Annotated in this window: 19 protein-coding genes; 10 read left to right on the top strand and 9 right to left on the bottom strand. The window is 67.9% G+C overall.

Annotation, left to right across the window (positions count from 1 at the left end):
- Nucleotides 1-4: 4 nt before the first annotated feature.
- Nucleotides 5-583, bottom strand: a complete 579-nt coding sequence (locus DACI_RS12420) for a DUF2242 domain-containing protein (RefSeq protein WP_012204403.1) — start codon at nt 581-583, stop codon at nt 5-7.
- A gap of 332 nt (nt 584-915) precedes the next feature.
- Here DACI_RS12420 and DACI_RS12415 point away from each other — a divergent pair, with 332 nt between their 5' ends.
- Nucleotides 916-1758, top strand: a complete 843-nt coding sequence (locus DACI_RS12415) for an META and DUF4377 domain-containing protein (RefSeq protein ID WP_012204402.1) — start codon at nt 916-918, stop codon at nt 1756-1758.
- A 61-nt stretch (nt 1759-1819) separates the two neighbouring features.
- On the opposite strand, the gene cls is transcribed toward DACI_RS12415, so the two are convergent.
- Together cls and DACI_RS12405 are read right to left on the bottom strand one after the other, a co-directional pair.
- Nucleotides 1820-3268 carry a cardiolipin synthase gene (cls, locus tag DACI_RS12410; RefSeq protein WP_012204401.1) on the bottom strand — a complete coding sequence of 483 codons (1449 nt, stop codon included), beginning with the start codon at nt 3266-3268 and terminating at the stop codon, nt 1820-1822.
- 365 nt (nt 3269-3633) lie between these two features.
- Nucleotides 3634-3981: a MoaF-related domain-containing protein gene (locus DACI_RS12405; RefSeq protein ID WP_012204400.1), complete on the bottom strand. Its 348-nt coding sequence runs from the start codon at nt 3979-3981 to the stop codon at nt 3634-3636.
- A 90-nt stretch (nt 3982-4071) separates the two neighbouring features.
- On the opposite strand from DACI_RS12405, the gene DACI_RS12400 reads away from it, so the two are divergent.
- Nucleotides 4072-5445, top strand: a complete 1374-nt coding sequence (locus DACI_RS12400) for an MFS transporter (protein WP_012204399.1) — start codon at nt 4072-4074, stop codon at nt 5443-5445.
- 1 nt (nt 5446) lies between these two features.
- Here the strand turns inward: DACI_RS12400 and DACI_RS12395 are convergent, their stop codons facing one another.
- Complete coding sequence (locus tag DACI_RS12395; RefSeq protein ID WP_012204398.1) at nt 5447-6445, bottom strand: diaminopimelate dehydrogenase; 999 nt, start codon at nt 6443-6445, stop codon at nt 5447-5449.
- 194 nt (nt 6446-6639) lie between these two features.
- Here DACI_RS12395 and DACI_RS12390 point away from each other — a divergent pair, with 194 nt between their 5' ends.
- Nucleotides 6640-7509 (top strand): pseudouridine synthase, encoded by an 870-nt coding sequence (locus tag DACI_RS12390; protein ID WP_043781338.1) that lies wholly within the window; start codon nt 6640-6642, stop codon nt 7507-7509.
- Here the strand turns inward: DACI_RS12390 and DACI_RS12385 are convergent.
- The gene (locus DACI_RS12385) at nt 7449-8441 is read right to left on the bottom strand and encodes a DHH family phosphoesterase (RefSeq protein WP_043781335.1); all 993 of its coding nucleotides are present in this window, start codon (nt 8439-8441) and stop codon (nt 7449-7451) included. The genes DACI_RS12390 and DACI_RS12385 overlap by 61 nt on opposite strands.
- 244 nt (nt 8442-8685) lie before the next feature.
- Here DACI_RS12385 and DACI_RS12380 point away from each other — a divergent pair, with 244 nt between their 5' ends.
- Entirely contained in the window at nt 8686-9882 is a 1197-nt protein-coding gene (locus DACI_RS12380; RefSeq protein ID WP_012204395.1) for a M20 aminoacylase family protein, read from the top strand.
- Nucleotides 9883-9913: 31 nt separating this feature from the next.
- On the opposite strand, the gene DACI_RS12375 is transcribed toward DACI_RS12380, so the two are convergent.
- On the bottom strand, nt 9914-12205 hold the full coding sequence (locus DACI_RS12375; RefSeq protein ID WP_012204394.1) for a putative bifunctional diguanylate cyclase/phosphodiesterase: 2292 nt from the start codon (nt 12203-12205) through the stop codon (nt 9914-9916).
- 136 nt (nt 12206-12341) lie between these two features.
- The gene (ylqF, locus tag DACI_RS12370) at nt 12342-13295 is read right to left on the bottom strand and encodes a ribosome biogenesis GTPase YlqF (protein WP_012204393.1); all 954 of its coding nucleotides are present in this window, start codon (nt 13293-13295) and stop codon (nt 12342-12344) included.
- A 167-nt stretch (nt 13296-13462) separates the two neighbouring features.
- Here ylqF and DACI_RS12365 point away from each other — a divergent pair, with 167 nt between their 5' ends.
- Together DACI_RS12365 and DACI_RS12360 are read left to right on the top strand one after the other, a co-directional pair.
- The gene (locus tag DACI_RS12365) at nt 13463-13705 is read left to right on the top strand and encodes a hypothetical protein (RefSeq protein ID WP_012204392.1); all 243 of its coding nucleotides are present in this window, start codon (nt 13463-13465) and stop codon (nt 13703-13705) included.
- 2 nt (nt 13706-13707) lie between these two features.
- On the top strand, nt 13708-13920 hold the full coding sequence (locus DACI_RS12360; protein WP_012204391.1) for an oxidoreductase-like domain-containing protein: 213 nt from the start codon (nt 13708-13710) through the stop codon (nt 13918-13920).
- Nucleotides 13921-13927: 7 nt separating this feature from the next.
- Here DACI_RS12360 and gshA read toward each other — a convergent pair whose 3' ends face one another.
- A complete protein-coding gene (gene gshA / locus DACI_RS12355; protein ID WP_012204390.1) occupies nt 13928-15457 on the bottom strand; it encodes a glutamate--cysteine ligase in 1530 nt (509 codons plus the stop codon).
- 270 nt (nt 15458-15727) lie between these two features.
- Nucleotides 15728-16636, bottom strand: a complete 909-nt coding sequence (locus DACI_RS12350; RefSeq protein WP_012204389.1) for an SDR family NAD(P)-dependent oxidoreductase — start codon at nt 16634-16636, stop codon at nt 15728-15730.
- 636 nt (nt 16637-17272) lie between these two features.
- Between DACI_RS12350 and DACI_RS12345 the strand changes: the two genes are divergently transcribed.
- The 4 genes from DACI_RS12345 (at nt 17273) to nusB (ending at nt 20030) form a co-directional block, all read left to right on the top strand.
- Entirely contained in the window at nt 17273-17587 is a 315-nt protein-coding gene (locus DACI_RS12345; RefSeq protein WP_013803407.1) for a 2Fe-2S iron-sulfur cluster-binding protein, read from the top strand.
- A gap of 212 nt (nt 17588-17799) precedes the next feature.
- On the top strand, nt 17800-18921 hold the full coding sequence (gene ribBA / locus DACI_RS12340) for a bifunctional 3,4-dihydroxy-2-butanone-4-phosphate synthase/GTP cyclohydrolase II (RefSeq protein WP_013803408.1): 1122 nt from the start codon (nt 17800-17802) through the stop codon (nt 18919-18921).
- Between the two features lie 3 nt (nt 18922-18924).
- A complete protein-coding gene (gene ribH, locus DACI_RS12335; RefSeq protein ID WP_012204386.1) occupies nt 18925-19395 on the top strand; it encodes a 6,7-dimethyl-8-ribityllumazine synthase in 471 nt (156 codons plus the stop codon).
- Nucleotides 19392-20030 carry a transcription antitermination factor NusB gene (gene nusB / locus DACI_RS12330; RefSeq protein WP_012204385.1) on the top strand — a complete coding sequence of 213 codons (639 nt, stop codon included), beginning with the start codon at nt 19392-19394 and terminating at the stop codon, nt 20028-20030. Before ribH ends, nusB begins: the two co-directional genes overlap by 4 nt.
- Nucleotides 20031-20034: the final 4 nt, after the last annotated feature.

Here is a 20034-nt window from a genome sequence, read left to right as displayed (position 1 = left end):
GGCGTCAGTGGTTGGCCGAGGGAATGGTGTTCTGCGGCGCCACGGGCGTGGGCACGGCGATGGACTCGCGGTCCTGCGCCAGGTAGCGCGACACCAGCTCGAAGAAGCTGTCGTAGAAACCGCTCTTGGCAATGGTCTCGCTGCCCACCTTGACCATGGAGTCGCTGCCCGAGGAGAACGGCAGCGACACCGACCCCAGCGCGCCCACGCCCAGGCTGGCCGAGTTGGCGCTCTTCTTCAAGGTATAGCGGTCCTGCAGCGCCGTGACAAAGCCGATGCTGACCTGGCCATCGGCCGTCTCGGGCACGCAGACCACTCGGATGTTCATCTGCAGGTTCAGTTCGGGATCGGGCTGGAAGCTCTTGTTGCCCTCTATGAGTTCGGGCGTGCGCGCCATGGCGATGTAGCCCTGGCTCAGCAGCGCGCGGCGCGCGGCCTCGCAGGTCTGGGCCGGCGAGGCGTCGAACATGCGCGAGAAGGTCTCGGTGGAGCCGAAGCTCTCCTGCACGGGCACATGCTGGGGAATGGTCGAGCCGCAGCCCGCAAGCATTGCAATGATGGCCAAAGCTCCCGCGTAGCGCATGCCACGCACCCTGTTTGCTGCACTCCAACGTCGATACACGAACCTGCTCCTTGCTCCGGCGCCGCAGCCTGCGGATGGCATGGCGGCTGGCCGCCTATTCTCACCTGAGCGCAACGCATCGGCCGGCAACTTTGCAGCAATCCGTTTTTTCCGCCTGCATCAAATAGATGCAAAGGAATGTGAATAGCGCCCCGTTCTGACAGGCGCCGCCGCGCATCTGCGTTATGGTGCCCCGGTTCGGCCAGGGCCGGCGCGGCACATGCCGCGCCAGGGCTGCCACCAGCCCGCCGCGCCTGAGCCTGTCTCCGTACCCATCAACCAAGGAACTCAACATGAAGCCAAGCTGGACCTGGTGCCTGCCCGTGATCGTCACCATGGGGCTCGGCGCCTGCAGCCATATCGACAAGGGTGGCAATGCCGAAGAAGGCGCCAAGACCCAGGCGTCGGCCCCTGCCGGCCCACCCGGTGATGCCCAATCGCTGACCGCCTACCACTGGAATCTTCGCCAGGCCTTCACGCCCCAGGGCACCGAGGACCAGAGCTGGTTCCTGACCGCCGCCTCGCGCAAGCGGCCCCTGCAACTGGAATTCGCCGACCAGCGCCTGGCCGTCAAGAACCTGTGCAACGTGGTGACCACGGGCTACCGCACCGAAGGCAACCGCATCGCCACCCAACGCGCCGCCAGCACGCTGATGGCCTGCGATGACGACCAACTGATGGCGCTGGAGCAAAAGGTGGCCCGCATCCTGCCCACGGCCAAGCAATGGTCCGTGCAACTGGGCGAAGGCAATCAGCCTGCGCGCCTGACGCTCACCTTCATCGACGGCACGCGCTGGCAGTTCGACGGCTCGCCCACGGCCCAGACCCAGTACGGCAGCGCCGGCGAGCGCATCTTCCTGGAAGTGGCACCCCAGCGCACGGCCTGCAATCACCCGCTGATCAAGGACTTCCAGTGCCTGCGCGTGCGCGAGATCCGCTACGGCGACAACGGCGTGAAGACCTCCACCGGCGAGTGGGAGAACTTCTACAGCGAGATCGAGGGCTACAAGCACGAACCCGGCATCCGCAACGTGCTGCGCATCCAGCGCTACAAGCGCCAGAACGTGCCCGCCGACGCATCGGCCTATGCCTATGTGCTGGACATGGTGGTCGAGAGCGAGCGCGTGGGCCGCTGAGCGCGCCTGCCTCCCAACAGCCCTGAAGGCCTGCATTGCGCAGGCCTTTTTCTTTGCAGGCTCACAGCACCGGGCTCAGCATAGCCAGCAGGTTGTTCCAGATGCGGCGGCCCCAGGGCCAGGCGTGGACCTGGGCGGCGGTGATGCGGTCGGACTGGCGGATGTAGTCGCCCTGGCGCTGGCGGATGGCGCGGGTCACGGCCTCGTCCTGCAGCAGCACGTTGTTCTCGAAGTTCAGGTCGAAGCTGCGCAGGTCCAGGTTGGTGGAGCCCACGAGGGCCACCTGCCCGTCCACGCACAGGGTCTTGGCATGCAGCAGGCCGGGGCGGAATTCATGGAGGATGACGCCGGCCCGCAGCAGGTAGCGGTAGGTGCTGCGGCTGGCCGCGCCCACGATCCAGGAATCGTTGCGCGCCGGCAGGATGAGCGTGACCTGCACGCCGCGCCAGGCGGCGGCGCACAGGGCCTCCAGCACCGTGGCATCGGGGATGAAATAGGGCGTGGAGATCACCACTTCGCGCCGCGCACTGGCCAGCAGGGTGGACACCAGCTGCGAGGTGGAGCGCGGCCGCTCGGCCGGGCCTTCGGCAATGACGACGGCGGCAAAGCCTTCGGCGGGCATGTCGGCCGGCCCCGCTTCGGGTTGGGCGGCCAGAGGCATGGACAGTCCATGGCCTGCGCTGCGCGCCTGCGCCCAGTCGCTGGCAAAGACCTGCTGCATCTGCGCCACCACCGGGCCTTGCAGGCGCAGCATGATATCGACCCAGGGCGCGTAGCGGGCCTTGACGGCGAAGGCCTCGTCCGCGCAGTTCTGGCTGCCGCAGTATGTGATGGCCCCATCGATCACGGTGATCTTGCGGTGGTTGCGCAGGTCCAGCCGGCTGGTGAACATCACCCTGAACGGGTGGCTGGCCGGCAGGGCCACGGCCAGTTGCACGCCGGCCTGCGCCATCTGCTGCCAGAGGTCGGAGCGCAGCAGCGCGCGCGAGCCCAGCCCGTCCACCATGGCGCGGCAGACCACGCCACGCCGGGCCGCGCGCACCAGCGCCTGGGCCACGGCCGTTCCCGTGTCATCGGCCAGCCAGATGTAGTAGAGCACGTTGATCTCGTGCCGGGCGGCCTCCATGTCGGCCAGCATGCGGGCGCGGGCCTGGGCACCATCGGCCATGAGCTGCGCGGCGTGGCCCGGCTGTACGGGAAAGCGGTTGATGGACGCCGCATAGCCAAAGGCCGCCTGCCATTGCGGCGCGATGCCCGCCACCGGCACGCCGCTGCCCGTGACCGGGGCGCCGGGCGCAAAGTCCTGCACCTTGCGGTATCGGGCCCGGCCTCGGCGGCGCAGCGTCACCTCGCCAAACAGGTAGTACAGCGCGCAGCTCGCATAGGGGAGCAGCACGATGACGGTGAGCCAGCCCATGCGCACGTCGGGCCGCACATCGTCGCGCAGCAGGATGCGCAGGCCAAAGCCTGCAATGAGCAGCAGATGCAATGCAAGAAACAGCCAAGTCATGCAGTCAGCATAGCCGGGGCCCTGCGGACGGGATTGGGCGGAAGGGATGTTTCACGGCGGCAAACCTCGAGCTGCGCGCGGCCGGCCTCGCCTCAGGCAATGAACCGGAATTCCATGAACCCGCCGATGCTGGGATTCAACGATAGTGCACACCCACATTCCAGGAACTTTTCCGCAGCATGACGAAAATGACCGCAGCGTGACGGTTATGCCCAGCGACTGTGGGCCTGCCTGTGGACAAGCTTCGGGACAACCCTGCATTGCCGCGCCAGCCATGGGTTTGCCGCAGGCGCTGAAAAAACAGGCAGATCGCGCAGATGCCGCAATGTTTCACGCGGCGGGGCTGCGCCGTGCAGGCGGGCGCCTCAACGGAAGCGGAAACGGCCTTCGACGAACATGGACGAGCGGTGCCCGCCCTCGCTGGCCGGGTCGGCAAACGACCAGAAGGCCTGCACCGTGCCCTGGGCCGTGTCGATGACCTGGCTGACGGTGAAGCCCGTTTTCTCGATCCAGTTGAGAAAGTGCAGGCTGTCGCTGACCTGCAGGTAGCTGAGCCGTTCGCAGCCATCGGATACATGGCCCAGGGAATCGACCACATGCCAGACCATCTGGCCTTGCGGCGTGTACCGCACATCAGCCTTGCTGTCGGGGAAGTCGATGACCGCCTCGCGCCCGATCAAGGTGCCGGCGTATTGCATGGACAACATGGACATGGTGTGTTGCTCCTCTGATGCGGGGTTCTGGCATGACCCGTGATGGCATATTCTCGCGCCGCGCCGCGGGTGTTTGTGGGAGCAGACCGCATGCCTTCGTCGGCAGGGTGGAGCGGGCACAACGGCCAGCAAGGCGCCGGCATTTCGCAGATACTGCGCGTGCTCCTCCACGGATATCCGATCTTGCCCTCCTCCCCGCTTCCCCCCTCATCGGCCGACAGCCCTGCTGCCGGCCTGCGCAGCAGCGCCTTCGTCCCCTTCGTCATGGCGCGCATGCTGTCCATGTTCGCCCAGCAGATGCAGGCGGTGGTCGTGGCCTGGCAGGTGTATGACCTGACGCGCGACCCCATGTCCCTGGCCTACGTGGGACTGGCCCAGTTCCTGCCCATGCTGGCGCTGCTGATTCCGGCCGGCGACCTCAGCGACCGCATGAGCCGCAAGCGCCTGCTGTCGGGCAGCTGGACCGTGGCTGCCCTGTGCTCCCTGCTGCTGCTGTGGCTGTCCTGGCACGAGGGCGCGGCCGCGCACGATGTGCACTGGATCTATGCCGTGCTGGTGCTGTTCGGCTGCAGCCGCGCCTTCACGGGGCCGGCCCTGCAAAGCCTGCTGCCGCAGATCGTGCCGCGCGAGCAGCTGGCCCAGGCGCTGGCCACCAACAGCATGCTGATGCGCACGGCCGCCATTGCGGCGCCTGTGCTGGGCGGAGTGCTCTACGCCTGGGGAGGCGCCGTACTGACCTATGCGGTCTGCGGCGTCTCCCTGGTGCTGGCCGTGCTGCTGCTGGGCACGGTGCCCGTGCGCTTTGCCGGGGCCATGGCGCCGGCGGGCGGCTCGCTGTGGCAGCGCTTTGGCGAAGGCATCCATTTCATCCGCACGCGCCCCATCATCCTGGGCACGATTTCGCTGGACCTGTTCGCCGTGCTGCTGGGCGGCGTGGTGGCCCTGCTGCCCGTGTATGCGCACGAGGTGCTCAAGGTCGGCCCCGAAGGCCTGGGCCTGCTGCGCTCGTCCATGACCGTGGGCGAGGTGGCCATGGGCCTGTGGCTGTCGGCCCGTCCCATCCAGCGCCATGTGGGCCGCGTGATGTTCGCCGCCGTGGCCATCTTCGGCGTGGCCAACCTGGTGTTTGCGCTGTCGCACTGGTTCTGGCTGTCCATAGCCGCTCTGATGCTGGCCGGCGCGGCCGACATGGTGAGTGTCTACATCCGCTCGGCCCTGGTGCAGTTTTCCACGCCCGACTCCATGCGCGGGCGCGTGAACGCGGTGAACATGCTGTTCATCGGCTCGTCCAACGAACTGGGCGAGTTCCGCGCCGGCACCAGCGCAGCCTGGCTGGGCGCCGTGCCGGCTGCCGTGGTGGGCAGCCTGTGCACGCTGGGCGTGGTCGGCAGCTGGATGACCCTGTTCAAGCCGCTGCGTGATGTGGACCGGCTGGAAGACGCGGCCCGCGTGGGCCAAGGCTAGGCTAGAGAAGTTCGGCGCGCAGCTCGGCCGCACTCCTGGGCGACAGCAGGCCGGGCGCCACGTCAAACACGGTCTTGCAGCCCGTCTGCCCCGACTGCTGCAGCCTGTGCACGGCGCGCGCATAGGCCACGAGCACGCTGGCCGTGAATTCCGGATTGCTGTCCAGTTGCAGGCGGTATTCGATGGAGTGGTGCAGCCCCTGCGAGCTGCGGCCGCTGCGGATGACGAATCCGCCATGCGGCATGGCCGCATGGTCACGGGCAAGTTCCTCGGCGCTGATGAAATGCACCGTGGTGTCGTATTCGTCAAAGTAATGCGGCATTCCGGTGATGGCCTGGCGCACGCCATCGGCATTGGCCCCCTGCTCCAGCACCACAAAGCACTCGCGCCGGTGGCGCTCGCGCGCAGACAGCTCGGGCCGCACGCCGCTGCGCACGCGCTGCACGGCCTCGTCCACGGGAATGGTGTACTGCACACCGCCGGCCACACCGGGAATGCGGCGGATGGCGTCCGAGTGCCCCTGGCTCAGGCCCTTGCCCCAGAAGGTGTAGGTGGCGCCATCGGGCAGCAGGGCCTCGCCCATGAGGCGTTGCAGGGAGAACATGCCCGGGTCCCATCCCGCCGAGATCAGCGCCGTGGTGCCGGCTGCGCGGGCGGCGGCATCCACCCGGTCGAAATGCTCGGGAATGCGCGCATGGGTGTCGAAGCTGTCCACCAGGCTGAAATGCGCGGCCAGCGCGGGAGACTGCTGCGGCAGGTCGTCCTTGGAGCCGCCGCACAGCACCAGCACGTCGATGCCGGCGCGATGGGCCAGCAGGCTGTCCATGCCGTGCACGGGCGTGCCGGGCTGCAGCGGACGCAGCCGGGCCGGATCACGGCGGGTGTAGATGCCGGCCAGCGCCATGTCGGGGTTGCGGGCAATGGCCGCCTCCACGCCACGGCCCAGGTTGCCGTGGCCGACGATGGCGATGCGGATGGGAGCGGTGCTGCGATGGTCCATGCGGTGTGGTGCGTTGCGTTTGAGAGGATTTCAGAAACTCCGGTTCACGCGGCGGCGCAGAACCAGGCGCGATCTTGCATCGCCATCACGCCGCCAGTCGTGCAATGGCAGGCAGCACTGCGTTGCCCTACACGGGGGTAGTGCACGGGGGCCTGCATGGGCGGTGGGCGGACAGCGCCTACACTCACGCCCTCATGTTCCAGCCTTCATCCATCCCCTCCCCGGCCCAGCCGCCAGAGCCCGACGACGCGCCGCTGCACATCCTCTGGCGCGACGAGCATCTGGTGGCGGTGTACAAGCCCGCAGGCTGGCTGGTGCACCGCACGGGACTGGACGCGCATGAGACGCGCTTTGTGCTGCAGACCCTGCGCGACCAATTGGGCTGCCATGTGTACCCCGCGCACCGGCTGGACAAGGGCACCTGCGGCGTGCTGGTCATGGCCTTGCATGCCCAGGCCGCCCAGCGGCTGGGCCAGGCCTTTGCCGGGCAGGAAGTGCGCAAGCAATACCTGGCGCTGGTGCGGGGCTGGCTGCCGGATGCGGTGGAGGTGGACCACGCGCTCAGGCCCGACGATGCGCCCGAGGACGCGCCAGCCCAGCCCGCACAGACTTCGCTGCGCTGCCTGGCGCGCCTGGAGTGGCCCGAGGCCTTTGACCCGCGCCACGCGGCCACACGGATTTCACTGGTCGAGGCCCTGCCCGCCACGGGCCGGCGCCACCAGATACGCCGCCATCTCAAGCATGTGGCCCATCCCATCATTGGCGACGCCACGCATGGCAAGGGGCCGCTGAACCGCTGGTGGGCCGAGCGGCTGGGCCTGCAGCGGCTGTGGCTGCACGCCCATGCGCTGGAGCTGGCGCACCCGATGACGGGCGAGCCGCTGCGCTTCGAGGCCGACTGGCGGCAACTGGGCCATGTGGCCGATGTGCAGCACTGGCGCGCGCTGTGCGCCCTGCCCGGCTGGCAGGCCTGTGCGGGCCTGCCGGCGACGGCCCGGCCGGATCAGACAGCTTCGGCTGGCGCGCCCGGTTCAGGCTGCTCCATCAGCGGCGCTGCCACGTAGGCGTAGTCGGCCGAGGCATCGGCCTTGAGCACGCCAGACAGCAGCTCCACCAGGCGCTCGTTGCCCATCTTGAAGCCGCAGGCCTGGGCATGGCCACCGCCGCCAAAGCTCTCGGCCAGCGGAATGCAGTTGAATTCCGAGCGCGAGCGCAGGCCGATCTTCACGCCCTTGGTGCTGGCATGCCACATCAGCGCGAAGCTGCCGCTCTGGCGCGCCAGCAGGTCGCCGACCTGGCTGTGGAACATGCCGGGGCAGTTGACCATCAGCCCTTGCATGCCGTTGAAGACCAGGGGCTGGGCCGCCTCGGAAATGTCGGCGCACAGCTTCTGGAATTTCTCGTCCATGGCGCCGCCGCGCGCCATGAAGGCGGCTTCCTGCTCGGGCGTGAAGGCCGCGATCTCGGCCCAGCGCTCGAAGCTGCGCGGCTCCATGTCCAGCGCCGCGAGAAAGCCCGCGCTCTCGGCGAATTCCCACTTCCAGATGTCGCGGTCCTCGATGAAGCGGATCAGGCCGGGCACGGGCTTGTCGGCCTGGAAGAACTCCCAGGCCAGGCGCGCGCCGGACTTGTTCATGTCGAAGTGCACGACGCCGCATCGGCACTGGTAGCCGCTCAGCTTTTCGGCAGCGCTCTTGTGGTGGTCCAGCACCACGAGCTTGGAAACGCGCGACTCGATCTCGGCCATGAGCTCGGGCTCGAAGGCGAAGTCCAGCACGTAGACGGCGCGGCCAGCCAGCTCGCCCAGGTCGTCGGCCTTCTGGATCTCGCCATGGTCCAGGCCCCGGAATTCGGCCTGCCCGCCGTAGTACAGCCAGGCCGCCAGTGCCGCGCCGTAGCCGTCCGGGCAGCGGCGGCCGTGGTAGAGGATCAGGGGCTGGGGATCGTCATGCTCGGGGCGCACGAACAATTGCAGGGGCAGGATGGTGTTTTTCATGATGGGGGCGATTGTCGGTCCTGGCGCCATTCCCCTGCACTTGCTCCAGCGCCCGGGCACCCTGGGCAGCCGGGCATTGCGCGGGCTGCTCGCAAGGAACGTAGCGCAAAGCCTGGGCAGCACAAGGCCTATCGCCCCGGCAGGCGCCGCAGGCAAACCACAGGACCTATCATGTCCGCCTTGTCATTGAATTGCTGCGACCGCCTGCGGACCCGCTGGGCGTGCAGGCCGCCGCGGCCCCTGTATGCGATCCACACCCGACATCACCCCCCACCTCGGCTCCCTGCTGAAGTTCCGCCACGACCTGCATGCCAACCCCGAGTTGCGCTACGAGGAGCACCGCACCGGCGACAAGGTGGCGGCCTACCTGATGGCGCTGGGGCTGCAGGTGCACCGCGGGCTGGGCAGGACCGGCGTGGTGGCAAGCATCCACGGCCGGGGGCGCAGCGCCGCCAACCCGGGCCGCAGCATCGGCATACGGGCCGACATGGATGCGCTGCCGGTGACGGAGCTCAACGCCTTCGGCCACGCCAGCCAGAACCCGGGCTGCATGCACGCCTGCGGCCATGACGGCCACACGACCATGCTGCTGGGCGCGGCCACGCTGCTGGCGCAGCAGCCGGATTTCGATGGATCGGTGCACCTGATCTTCCAGCCCGCCGAGGAAGGCGGCGCAGGCGCCAAGGCCATGATGGAGGACGGCCTGTTCGACCGCTTCCCCTGCGAGGCCGTGTTTGCGCTGCACAACTGGCCTGCACTGCCTGCCGGCGAGATGGCGGTGCGCGTCGGGCCCATCATGGCCTCCACGCTGCGTTTCGAGATCCGCGTGCACGGCAAGGGCGGCCACGCGGCCATGCCCCACACCACGCTGGACCCGATTCCCGTGGCCTGTGCCATCGTCGGCCAGTTGCAGACCCTGGTGTCGCGCAGCACCGATCCGCTGGACAGCGCCGTGCTCACCGTGGGCAAGATCACCAGCGGCACGGTGGAGAACATCATTCCTGACGAGGCCAGCATCTTCGGCACGGTGCGCGCGCTCAGGACCGAGACGCAGCAGATGTTCATCGAAGGCATGCAGCGCATCAGCGAGCATGTGGCGGCCGCCCATCTGTGCCGCGCCGAATTCATTCTCAAGCCCGGCTATCCCAACACCACCAACCACGCGCACGAGGCCCGCTTCATGGCCGAGGTGATGCGCGAGGCGGTGGGCGAGGACCGCACCCACGCCGACATCCTGCCGGCCATGACGGCAGAGGACTTCGGCTTCATGCTGGAGGCCGTGCCCGGCGCCTATGGCTGGATAGGCAACGGCCCCGCCACGGGCGAGCCCGGCGTGGGCCTGCACAACCCCGGCTACGACTTCAACGACGACAACCTGGGGCGCGGCGCACGCTTCTGGGATCTGCTGGCGCGCCGCTGGCTGGAACAGTCCAGGACCTGAACGCCCTCACACGCAGGCCTCACGCCGGCTTTCACACGCCGGCAGGCGCCCCCAGCTGCAGGTCCACCCACTCGACCGCCGGCAGCGGCCGGCCGTAGTGGTAGCCCTGGAACAGCACGTCCTGGTTCCAGGCCCGCAGCGTGCCGGCCTGCTCTTCGGTCTCCACTCCTTCGGCCACCACGCGCAGGCGCAGGCGTCTGGCCAGCAGCAGGATCGCCTCGACCATGGCGGCATTGCCCGGCGAGGTATGGCAGTCCTGCACAAAGGACTTGTCGATCTTGAGTTCACGGAATGGCAGCCGCTGCAGATAGGCCAGCGATGAATAGCCGGTGCCGAAGTCGTCCAGCCCCATCTCCACGCCCAGCAGCTGCAGCTCGGCCATGCGCTCCCGCGCCTCGTCCACATCGCGCATGACCACGCTTTCGGTGACCTCCAGCGTGAGGCGGCGCGGGTCGGCCCCGGTTGCGGCCAGGGTGCGCTTGAGCTTGTCCACCACGTCGGGCTGGCGGAACTGCCGCCAGCTGACGTTGACCGACAGCCGCCAGCCCTGCTGCACGAACTCGGGCCGCACCAGCATGCGGCAGGCCTGCTCCAGCATCCAGTCGCCCAGTTGCACGATCAGGTCCGATTCCTCGGCCACGGGAATGAAATCACCGGGCTCGACCATGCCCAGGCGCGGATGGTTCCAGCGCACCAGCACCTCGGCGCCCACACAGCGCCCCATGTGGTCCACCTGGGACTGCAGATAGGGCTGCAGCTCGCCGGCAGGAATGGCGCGGCGCAAGTCCTTTTCGATGCGAAAGCGCTTGCCCACGGCCTCGGCCATGTCGGGCTGGAAGATGACAACCTGGCCCAGCCCGGCCTGCTTGGCCTGGTGCAGGGCCACGCCCGCGCGGCGCAGCACATCGTGGCCACCGCTGTCGGTGCGCGAGGCGGCAAAGCTGGCCGCGCCAATGCTGCAGCTGGCCTGCACTTCCTCGCCGGTTTCCTCCAGCCACAGCGGCCGCTCCAGCGCGTCCTGCAGCACCTGGGCCAGGGCGCGCATGTGCTGATCGACCTCGGCCGCCTCCTGGCCGGCCTTCTCCAGCAGCACGGCAAATTCATCGGCGCCCATGCGGGCCAGCAGCACGCCGTCGGGCAGGGCATCGGCCAGGCGCAGCGCCAGCGCGCCCAGCAGCGCATCGCCGCGCACCGTGCCGCGCACATCGTTGAAGGCCGTGAAGCGGTCCATGTCCAGCAGCAGCAGGCCGTGGCGCGGCTCGCCGCCCTTGCCGCCCTCGCGGAATTCGCGCGCCAGCGCGCGCAGGCGCTGGGTCAGCGACAGGCGGTTGGGCAGGCCGGTGAGCGCGTCGAAATGCGCCAGCGCGTGGATCTGGCGTTCTGCGCGCATGCGCTCGGACAGGTCCTGCTTGAGTTCCACATAGTTGACGATGCTGCCGTCCGAGGCGCGTATGGGCGCCACCAGCACGGCCTCGGGCAGGTCCTCGCCCTGGCGCGTGCGGTTGGTCATCTGGCCGCGCCACAGCGCGCCCCGGCCCAGCTGGTGCAAGGCCTCTTCCCAGGCCGGCGCGTCCAGGCCCATGGTGGAGTAGCGGTGCGTGGGCTGGCCCAGGACCTCGTTGCGCGCAAAGCCGGTGCGCTGCAAGAAGGCCTCGTTCACGTAGACGATGTTCTGGTGCACGTCGGTGATGACGATGCTTTCGGGGTTCTGCTCCACGGCGCGGTAGAACTTGCGCAGATCGTCCTGGTGCTGCTCCAGCGAGCCCAGCGTGTCCTGCAGTTCCTGGGCACGGCGGATCAGGCTGCGCCTTGCCATCAGCGTGACCGTGCCCGTCAGCCCCAGCATGCCCACGAAGTACAGCATGGAGAACACGGGCGAGGTCTCGCGCTGGCCTATCCAGTCAACCCCCTCGCGGCCCGCCACCCAGAACGCGGCCATGGCCAGCACGGACAGCACCAGCATGGCCAGCGTGGTGCGCACGCCCAGCACCCAGGCGCACATGACGAGCAAGGCCGGAAAGGCCAGCACCGAGCTGCTTTGCACGCCGCCCGTGGCAGCCACCACGGTCACGGCTGCCACCCAGGTGCCCCAGACCAGAAGATTGGAGGCCAGCTTCCAGTGCCGGCGCCAGCCCAGCAGCACGGCGCCGAAGCTCACGCCGGCGGCAACCAGGTTCAGCCGCACGCTGGGCCAGGGAACGGGGTCCTGCATCAGCAGCGCCATGGCCAGGAGCACGGTGAGGCTGGTGATCCATAGGCTGCCGACCAGAACGACCCGGCGCAGGGACAAATGGATTTCCGCCTCGACTCGATGACGCCGCATGAAAAAGCCCCAACAGAGAAAGAACACTCAACATGCTAGCGGTCGGCGCCGCCTGCGGCTGTGGTGGTTGTGCCACCGCCCCGGTCGGACGCCCTCTTGCACCAAACGGGGTATGCCGGCGCCGGCCGGCGGTGCCTCAGGGCGCGCTTTTGCGCTCGCGCGGGGGGCGCTTGCGCGCCTTGCTGGCGTCCTTGCGCGCCTGGCGCTCGGCATCGCGTTCCTGGCCCACGGCCAGCCACTGCGCGTATTCGTCGGGCGTCTCCAGCGTGATGCGGCCCAGGATCGCTCCGCGGAAATCCGTGAGCACCAGCTCGGCAGCTTTTTGCAGATTGACACGTCCGCCGCTCATCATGGCGCCGCGGCGCCGGCCGATGGCGTCCAGCAGTTCGTCGTCATGCAGGGCGGCAATGCGTTCGTTGTCCAGGCCCAGCTTGTAGCGCGCCTCCAGCAGGTCCGCGTAGTTCTTCTGCAGATAGCCCAGCAGCTCCAGCGCCACCAGCTCCTCGTCATAGGCGTTGCGGCCCACGGCGCCGCTGGCGGCCAGGTTGTAGCCGCTTTGCTCGACGATGATGCGCGGCCACAGCATGCCGGGCGTGTCCCAGAGGTAGAAGTCGTCGGCCAGCACGATGCGCTGCTCCAGCTTGGTGATGCCGGCCTCGTCCCCCGTCTTGGCCTGCCGCTTGCCGCTCATGGAGTTGATCAGCGTGGACTTGCCCACGTTGGGAATGCCGCAGATCAGCACGCGCATGGGCTTGGCCATGCCGCCACGATTGGGGGCCAGCAGCTTGCAGGCCTCGATCAGCCGGCGCGTGGGCGCGGGCTCGGAGGCGTCCAGCGCAATGGCGCGCGTGTCGCTCTGGGCGTTGTACCAGTCCAGCCACAGCGGCGTGCGCGCGGCATCGGCCAGGTCCTGCTTGTTGAGCACCTGCAGGCGCGGCTTGTGGCCCGTCAGCTCCTGCAGCAGCGGGTTGCTGCTCGACCCCGGCAGGCGCGCATCCAGCACTTCGATGACCACATCGATTTCCTTGACGCGCTCGGTGATCACCTTGCGCGTGAGATTCATGTGACCGGGGAACCACTGTATGGCCATGGGATTACTTTCTGGGAAACGGGGGAACTGGCAGGGGCGCAAGGATAATTCATGGCTTGCGCAGACAGGATGGAACAGCGCGCTGCGCCCCAGCGCAAACCGCAGGCTTCATTCTTTCTTGCGCAAGCCGCAATTGTCCCCCGCTTTTACGCCCCGCCCCACTGCCTATGTCCTTGCCCGATACCTCCTCTTCCCGCTCCGCCTCGCGCAAGGCCGACATCGAACTGCTGATCAAGGGAGTGACCTGCGCCGTGATCGGCCTGGTGATTCTGCTGGCGCCGCAGTTCATGGCACCCGGGGGCATCGTGCAGATGATGGCCCAGTCGTACCTGGTCGGCTGGTTCGCCCTGCTGCTGGGCACGGCCTTCATCGTGCTGTTTGTGGTGCGCCGCAGCAAGGCGCGGCGCTGAGCATGGTGCAGGGCCCGCTGGAGCAGGCGCTGTCGCAGATCGGGCTTTGGCAGCAGCGCGCCCAGGCTGCAGGCATTGCGCTGCGCCCGGCGCCGCCCCAGCCCACCAGTTGCTGCGGCCGCGGCTGCAACGGCTGCGTCTGGGAAGGCTTCTACGACGCCGTGCTGTTCTGGTGCGAGGATGCAGGCCAGGCCCTGAGCGGCGGACCTGGCTGAGGCACGGTCAGCGCAGGTTCTCGGGCGACATGTAGCGCAGGCGCCATTCCTCGAAGGACAGCGTGTCCGCGGCCTCGATGTCGCGCTGGTCCTGCACGGACTGCGCCGACCATTGCTCGAAGCGCTGCTGCTGCGCCTGGCTCCAGGGCAGGGCCAGCAGCGAATCGCGGGCCTTCTCGGAACGGGCCAGCGTGAAGCGCGAGAAGCTGTTGCCGTACTCGCCCGTCAGCTCGCCCAGCACATGGGCCGACGGCGTGCGCTCGGGATGCTCCAGGCGCTCGAGCGCCTGGGCCAGCGCGGCACTGTAATCGTGCGTGCCGTGCGTGCTGTCCAGCGCCTGGGCATAGGGGCGGCACTGGTCCAGCACTTCATGGGCCCAGTCGCGCAGCGGCACCTCGCGGCCCGCGCGCACCAGCTGCAGGCCGGGCTCGCGGCCACGCTCGGCGGTCAGGTGCTGGTTGTGCTTGAGTTCGGCGATCTCGGCCGGCGTATCGGGCGGGCTGTCGGCATTCAGGCAGTGCAGCAGGAACACGTCCAGCATGCGCATGGTGGGGGCGGCAATGCCCACATCCTCGAAGGGATCGAGGTCCATCAGGCGCACTTCCACATACTCCACGCCGCGCTCGCGCAGGGCATGCAGCGGGCGCTCGCCACGGCTGACGGTGCGCTTGGGGCGGATGGTGCCGTAGAACTCGTTCTCGATCTGCAGCAGACCCGTGCCCAGCTGGTTGTAGTCGCCGCCCGGATTGCGCACGCCCAGCATCTCGTAGGCCGGGTAGGGATGGGTCAGCGCCTCATGCAGCGAATTCGCATAGCCTTCCAGGCCGTTGTAGCTGACGTTGATGCTGGCCTGCGCATCGCTCTGGTAGCCCAGGCGGCCCATGCGCAGCGAGGTGGCATGGGGCAGGTACAGCGCCTGGCCCGTATTGCCCAGCGGCTTCAGACCATGCTCGCGCCCCTCGACGAAACAGGGACACAGCGCGGGCGATGCGCCGTACAGATACAGCAGCACGAAGGCATGGCGCCGGAAATTGCGGATCAGCGAGAAATACTGGTCGCTGGTCACGCCGGGCAGCGACCAGTTGTAGTGGATGCCCGAAATCGTCTGCATGCGCCGGCCGTAGCGATGGCCCAGGCCCATGCGGTACACGCTCTTGGATCGGCCCGAATGCGAGGAGCCATAGCGCGCCAGCGGAATCGTCTCGTCCGTGGGCAACTGGCAGGGCATGCTGGACGACCACAGCATCTCGCCGCCCGCATCGCGCAGGCTGCGCAGCACGAACTGGTGGATCTGCACCAGCTCGTCCAGGCATTCCTGCACGCCCAGGCGCGCGCCCGTGATCAGCTCGATCTGCGATTCGCTGTAGTCGGTGGTGATGTGCGGATGCGTGAGCGCCGAGCCCAGTGCCAGGGGATGCGGCGTCAGCGCCAGGCTGCCGGAAGGCAGCACGCGCAGGCCCTCCTTTTCTATGCCACGGCGTATGCCCTTGAGCCGCTGGGGATCGGGAACCGCCATGGATGCCTGCGATGTTTTCATTCTTGTTTACCGATTCGTTGATGGGCACCGGCCCACACGGAAACCACCAGGATTCCCGGCGGACCCGACCCGGACGCCGAATGATAGAGAAACGGCAGGAAACGCGATGGCGCCTGTCCGCTTAACCACGCGTTTTGGCCTGTTGCCCCGCATGGCACCGCCGCGAGCGAAAGGAATATGTCAGAGTTTCGCCCTCCCGGCCGGCCCTGCCTTGACGCCGGGCAAGGGCAGGCCGGCCAGCGGTGAAATCACTTGCCGGCCCCCGCTTGATCAACGAGCAGCGGCCATGGCCTTGCCCACTTCCAGCGTGCCCTGCGCGGCGCCGCTGGCGGGCACCTGTTCGCCGCTGCGGTCCAGCACCTGGGCCAGTTGCGCAGCCAGCTGCTCCGGCACCTGATCGCCCTGGCCCAGGTACACGCCTTCGGTCAGCGTGATGAAGGCCGCCTCGAAGCCGCCCGCGCCTGCGCACAGCGTGGTACGTGTGGGCGCACTTTCGTGGGCCAGCACCAGCATGGCGGGCACCACGGCCTCGGGCTTGAGCGCGGCCAGCACGGCCTCGGGCATCAGGCCTTCGGTCATGCGCGTGGCCGCCGTGGGGGCCAGCGCATTCACATGGATGCCGTGCTTGGCGCCTTCGATGGCCAGCGTCTGCATGAGGCCGACCTGGGCCAGCTTGGCCGCGCCGTAGTTGGCCTGGCCGAAGTTGCCGTACAGGCCCGTGGACGAGGTGGTCATCACGATGCGCCCGTAGTTCTGCGCCTGCATGTGCGGCCACACGGCCTTGCAGCAATGCGCGGCGCCCATCAGGTGCACTTCCACCACCAGGCGGAAATCATCCATGTCCATCTTGGCGAAGCTCTTGTCGCGCAGGATGCCGGCGTTATTGACCAGGATGTCCACGCGGCCCCAGGCATCGACGGCCTGCTGCACCATGGCCTGCACGGCCGCGAAATCGGTGACCGAAGCGCCGTTGGCCAGCGCCTGGCCGCCCGCCGCGCGGATCTCGTCCACCACGGCCTGGGCCGCCGTGGCCGAGCTGCCGCTGCCATCCACCGCGCCGCCCAGATCATTGACCAGCACCTTGGCGCCGCGCGCCGCCAGCGCCAGCGCATGCAGACGCCCCAGGCCGCCGCCGGCCCCCGTCACGATGGCCACGCGGCCTTCAAACTCAATCGCCATGGAGATGCTCCCTTTGTTGCATTGGATGCCGGCTCCGCCCGCCGGATGGCTAGGCGCCGGTCACTCGGGAATGTAGACGGACGCCGCCTTCATGCCGGTTGCCCAAGCGACTGCGGCAGGGCCGCCAGCCTTGTCCCCACCATTGCGTGACAAGCCTGTGGACAACCATGTGCTGGCCCGGGACTGGTGACCTAAGCGGTTGTTTTGAATGGATTTTTTTCTTTTGCCTATTTTTTAATCAAATCCACAAGTCGTCTGCCCGACTTATCCTGTCTCACCCTGAACAATCTTGTGAACAACTTTCACAGCGGGCGGGATAAGCCACACAAGTCATTGATTCCAAAGGGAAACATGTGATCTGCTTAAAAAACAGGCAAAAGACCCCGGATTTTCGGGCTGCGTCCCGCTTATCCACCGCGCAACCCGCATGTACGCATTTACCCCCATTCGTACTGGACAAGCATGTGGACAAGCGGCTGCAACGGCCTGATTTCGCGGTTAAGTCATTGATTTGAAATACAAGCCCTGCGATTGATTAAAAAACAGGCAAACGGCGCAATTCCGGACCTGTGCCGACCTGCTCCGTATCGCATACAAATGCAGGCTCGGCAGATCCCCCATCCAAAGCAGACGCCCATGAGCCAGGACTCCCCCGCCTCCTCCCCTTTTGCCCCGCCCTTCTTCACCGCCCGCCTCACGCCCAGCGGCCTGCAGGTCGATGCCTGGGCCGACCAGCCGCTGTTGCACTCGCTGGAGCAGGGCGGCGTGGACTGGCCCAGTTCCTGCCGCAACGGCACCTGCCGCACCTGCATCGGGCAGTTGGTCTCGGGCAGCGTGCGCTACGAGATCGAATGGCCGGGCGTGACGCGCGAGGAACGGGCCGAGGGCTGCGTGCTGCCCTGCATCGCCTATCCCGAAGGCGATGTGGTGCTGCAGGACCCCGGCCCCTGAATCCGGCCAAAGCCCGCGCCGCCTGCGACCGATGGCCGCTGGAATAGAATGTGCGCTTTCGCAAGGTCATTCCGGGTCATGCCGATTGCCGACAGCGGCTGCGCCGCGCCACACGTTCTTTGGAAGCCCACTTCTGACGCCTGCCAGGCCGAGGGAGCCGGCGCGTGTGCCGCGCCCCGTCCGCACGACCCGGCTCCTCCAGAAGGCACTCCATGAACAACTCCACGTCCCCCGTGCCCATCTCGCCGGTGGAAGACATCATTGCCGACATGCGCGCGGGCCGCATGGTCATCCTCGTCGATGAGGAAGACCGCGAGAACGAAGGCGACCTGGTGCTGGCCGCCGACCATGTCACCCCCGAGGCGATCAACTTCATGGCGCGTTTCGGCCGCGGCCTGATCTGCCTGACGCTCACGCGCGAGCGCTGCGAATACCTGAAGCTGCCGCCCATGGCCGCGCGCAACGGCACCGTGTACAGCACGGCCTTCACCGTCTCCATCGAAGCGGCCGAGGGCGTGACCACCGGCATCTCCGCCGCCGACCGCGCGCGCACCGTGCAGGCCGCCGTGGCCAAGGACTCCAAGCCCACGGACCTGGTCCAGCCCGGCCACATCTTCCCGCTGCAGGCCGTCGACGGCGGCGTGCTCATGCGCGCCGGCCATACCGAGGCCGGCTGCGACTTCGCCGCCCTGGCCGGCTGCAGCCCCGCCGCCGTGATCTGCGAGATCATGAAGGACGACGGCACCATGGCCCGCCTGCCCGACCTGCAGCTGTTCGCTGCCGAGCACGGCCTGAAGATCGGCACCATCGCCGACCTGATCCAGTACCGCAGCCGCAACGAATCCCTGCTCAGCAAGGTCGGCACGCGCCCGCTGCAGACGGCGCATGGCGAGTTCATCGCCCATGCCTTCCGCGACCTGCCCAGCCAATCCGTGCACCTGGCCCTGGTCAAGGGCCAGTGGGAGGCCGACACCCCCGTGCCCGTGCGCGTGCATGAGCCGCTGTCCGTGCTGGACGCGCTGGAGACCGGCCGCACCCTGCACTCCTGGAGCCTGGACTCCAGCCTCGAATACATCGCCCGCCAGGGCCACGGCGTGGCCGTGCTGCTCAACTGCGGCGAGACCGGCGACCAGCTGATGGCCCAGTTCGACGGCAGCGCCCGTGCCGCCCAGGCCCCCGAGCGCGGCCGCATGGACCTGCGCACCTATGGCGTGGGCGCGCAGATCCTGCGCGAATGCGGCGTGCAGCGCATGCAGCTCATGGGCCAGCCGCGCCGCCTGCCCAGCATGGCCGGCTACGGCCTCGAAATCAGCGGCTACATCCCCAAGGAATAAGAAATGTTGAACGCAGAAAAGGGCCAGGCCCAGAACCTCGACGGCGCGCAGCTGCGCGTCGGCATCGTCCAGGCCCGCTTCAATGAAAGCATCACCAACAGCCTGACCCAGGCCTGCCGCGAAGAGCTGCTGGCCCTGGGCGTGCAGGCCGGAAACATCGACCACGTCACCGTGCCCGGCGCCCTGGAAGTGCCCGTGGCGCTGCAGGCGATGGCCGAGTCCGACCGGTACGACGCCCTGGTGGCGCTGGGCTGCATCATCCGTGGGGAGACATACCACTTCGAGCTGGTGGCCAACGAATCGGGCGCGGGTGTCACGCGCCTGGCCCTGGACTACCAGCTGCCGATCGCCAACGCGATCATCACCACCGAGAACACGGAGCAGGCCATCGCGCGCCAGACCGAAAAGGGACGCGACGCGGCCCGGGTCGCCGTGGAGATGGCCAACCTGCTCCAAACCATAGCCCGAACATGAGCGACGAACAATCCACACCGGCCTCGGGCCGCCCTCCCCGCCAAAGCCGCGGCGGCCTGACCAGCACCGGCGCGCGCAAGGCCGCCTCCAAGTCCAACCGCAGCCGCGCGCGTGAATTCGCGCTGCAGGCGCTGTACCAGCACCTGGTGGGCGGCAACGACGTGGAGGCCATCGACCGCTTCACGCGCGACCTGTCCGGCTTTCACAAGGCCGACTCGGTGCACTACGACGCGCTGCTGCGCGGCTGCATCAACTCCCAGGTGGATCTGGACGCGCTGATCGCCCCCAAGCTGGACCGCACCATGGCCGAGATCTCGCCCATCGAGCACGCCAGCATGTGGATCGGCGTGTATGAATTCCAGCACTGCCCCGACGTGCCCTGGCGCGTGGTGCTCAACGAGTGCATCGAGCTGGCCAAGGAATTCGGCGGCACCGACGGCCACAAATACGTGAACGCCGTGCTCAACGGCCTGGCGCCCACGCTGCGCGCGGCCGAAGTCGAGCATGACCGTGCGGGCAAGGGCTCCGCGCCCGCGCAGCCCGCCGCCAAGGCAGACACGGCCACCGACGCGGTAGCAGATGCCGCCACGGACGCAGCAGCAGCAGACGACGCTGCCGACCAGGCCGCCGGCTGACGCC

Source organism: Delftia acidovorans SPH-1, assembly GCF_000018665.1.
GTDB lineage: Bacteria > Pseudomonadota > Gammaproteobacteria > Burkholderiales > Burkholderiaceae_C > Comamonas > Comamonas acidovorans.
Note: the sequence above shows the minus strand (reverse complement) of the source record. Positions and strands in the feature narration are given on the sequence as shown.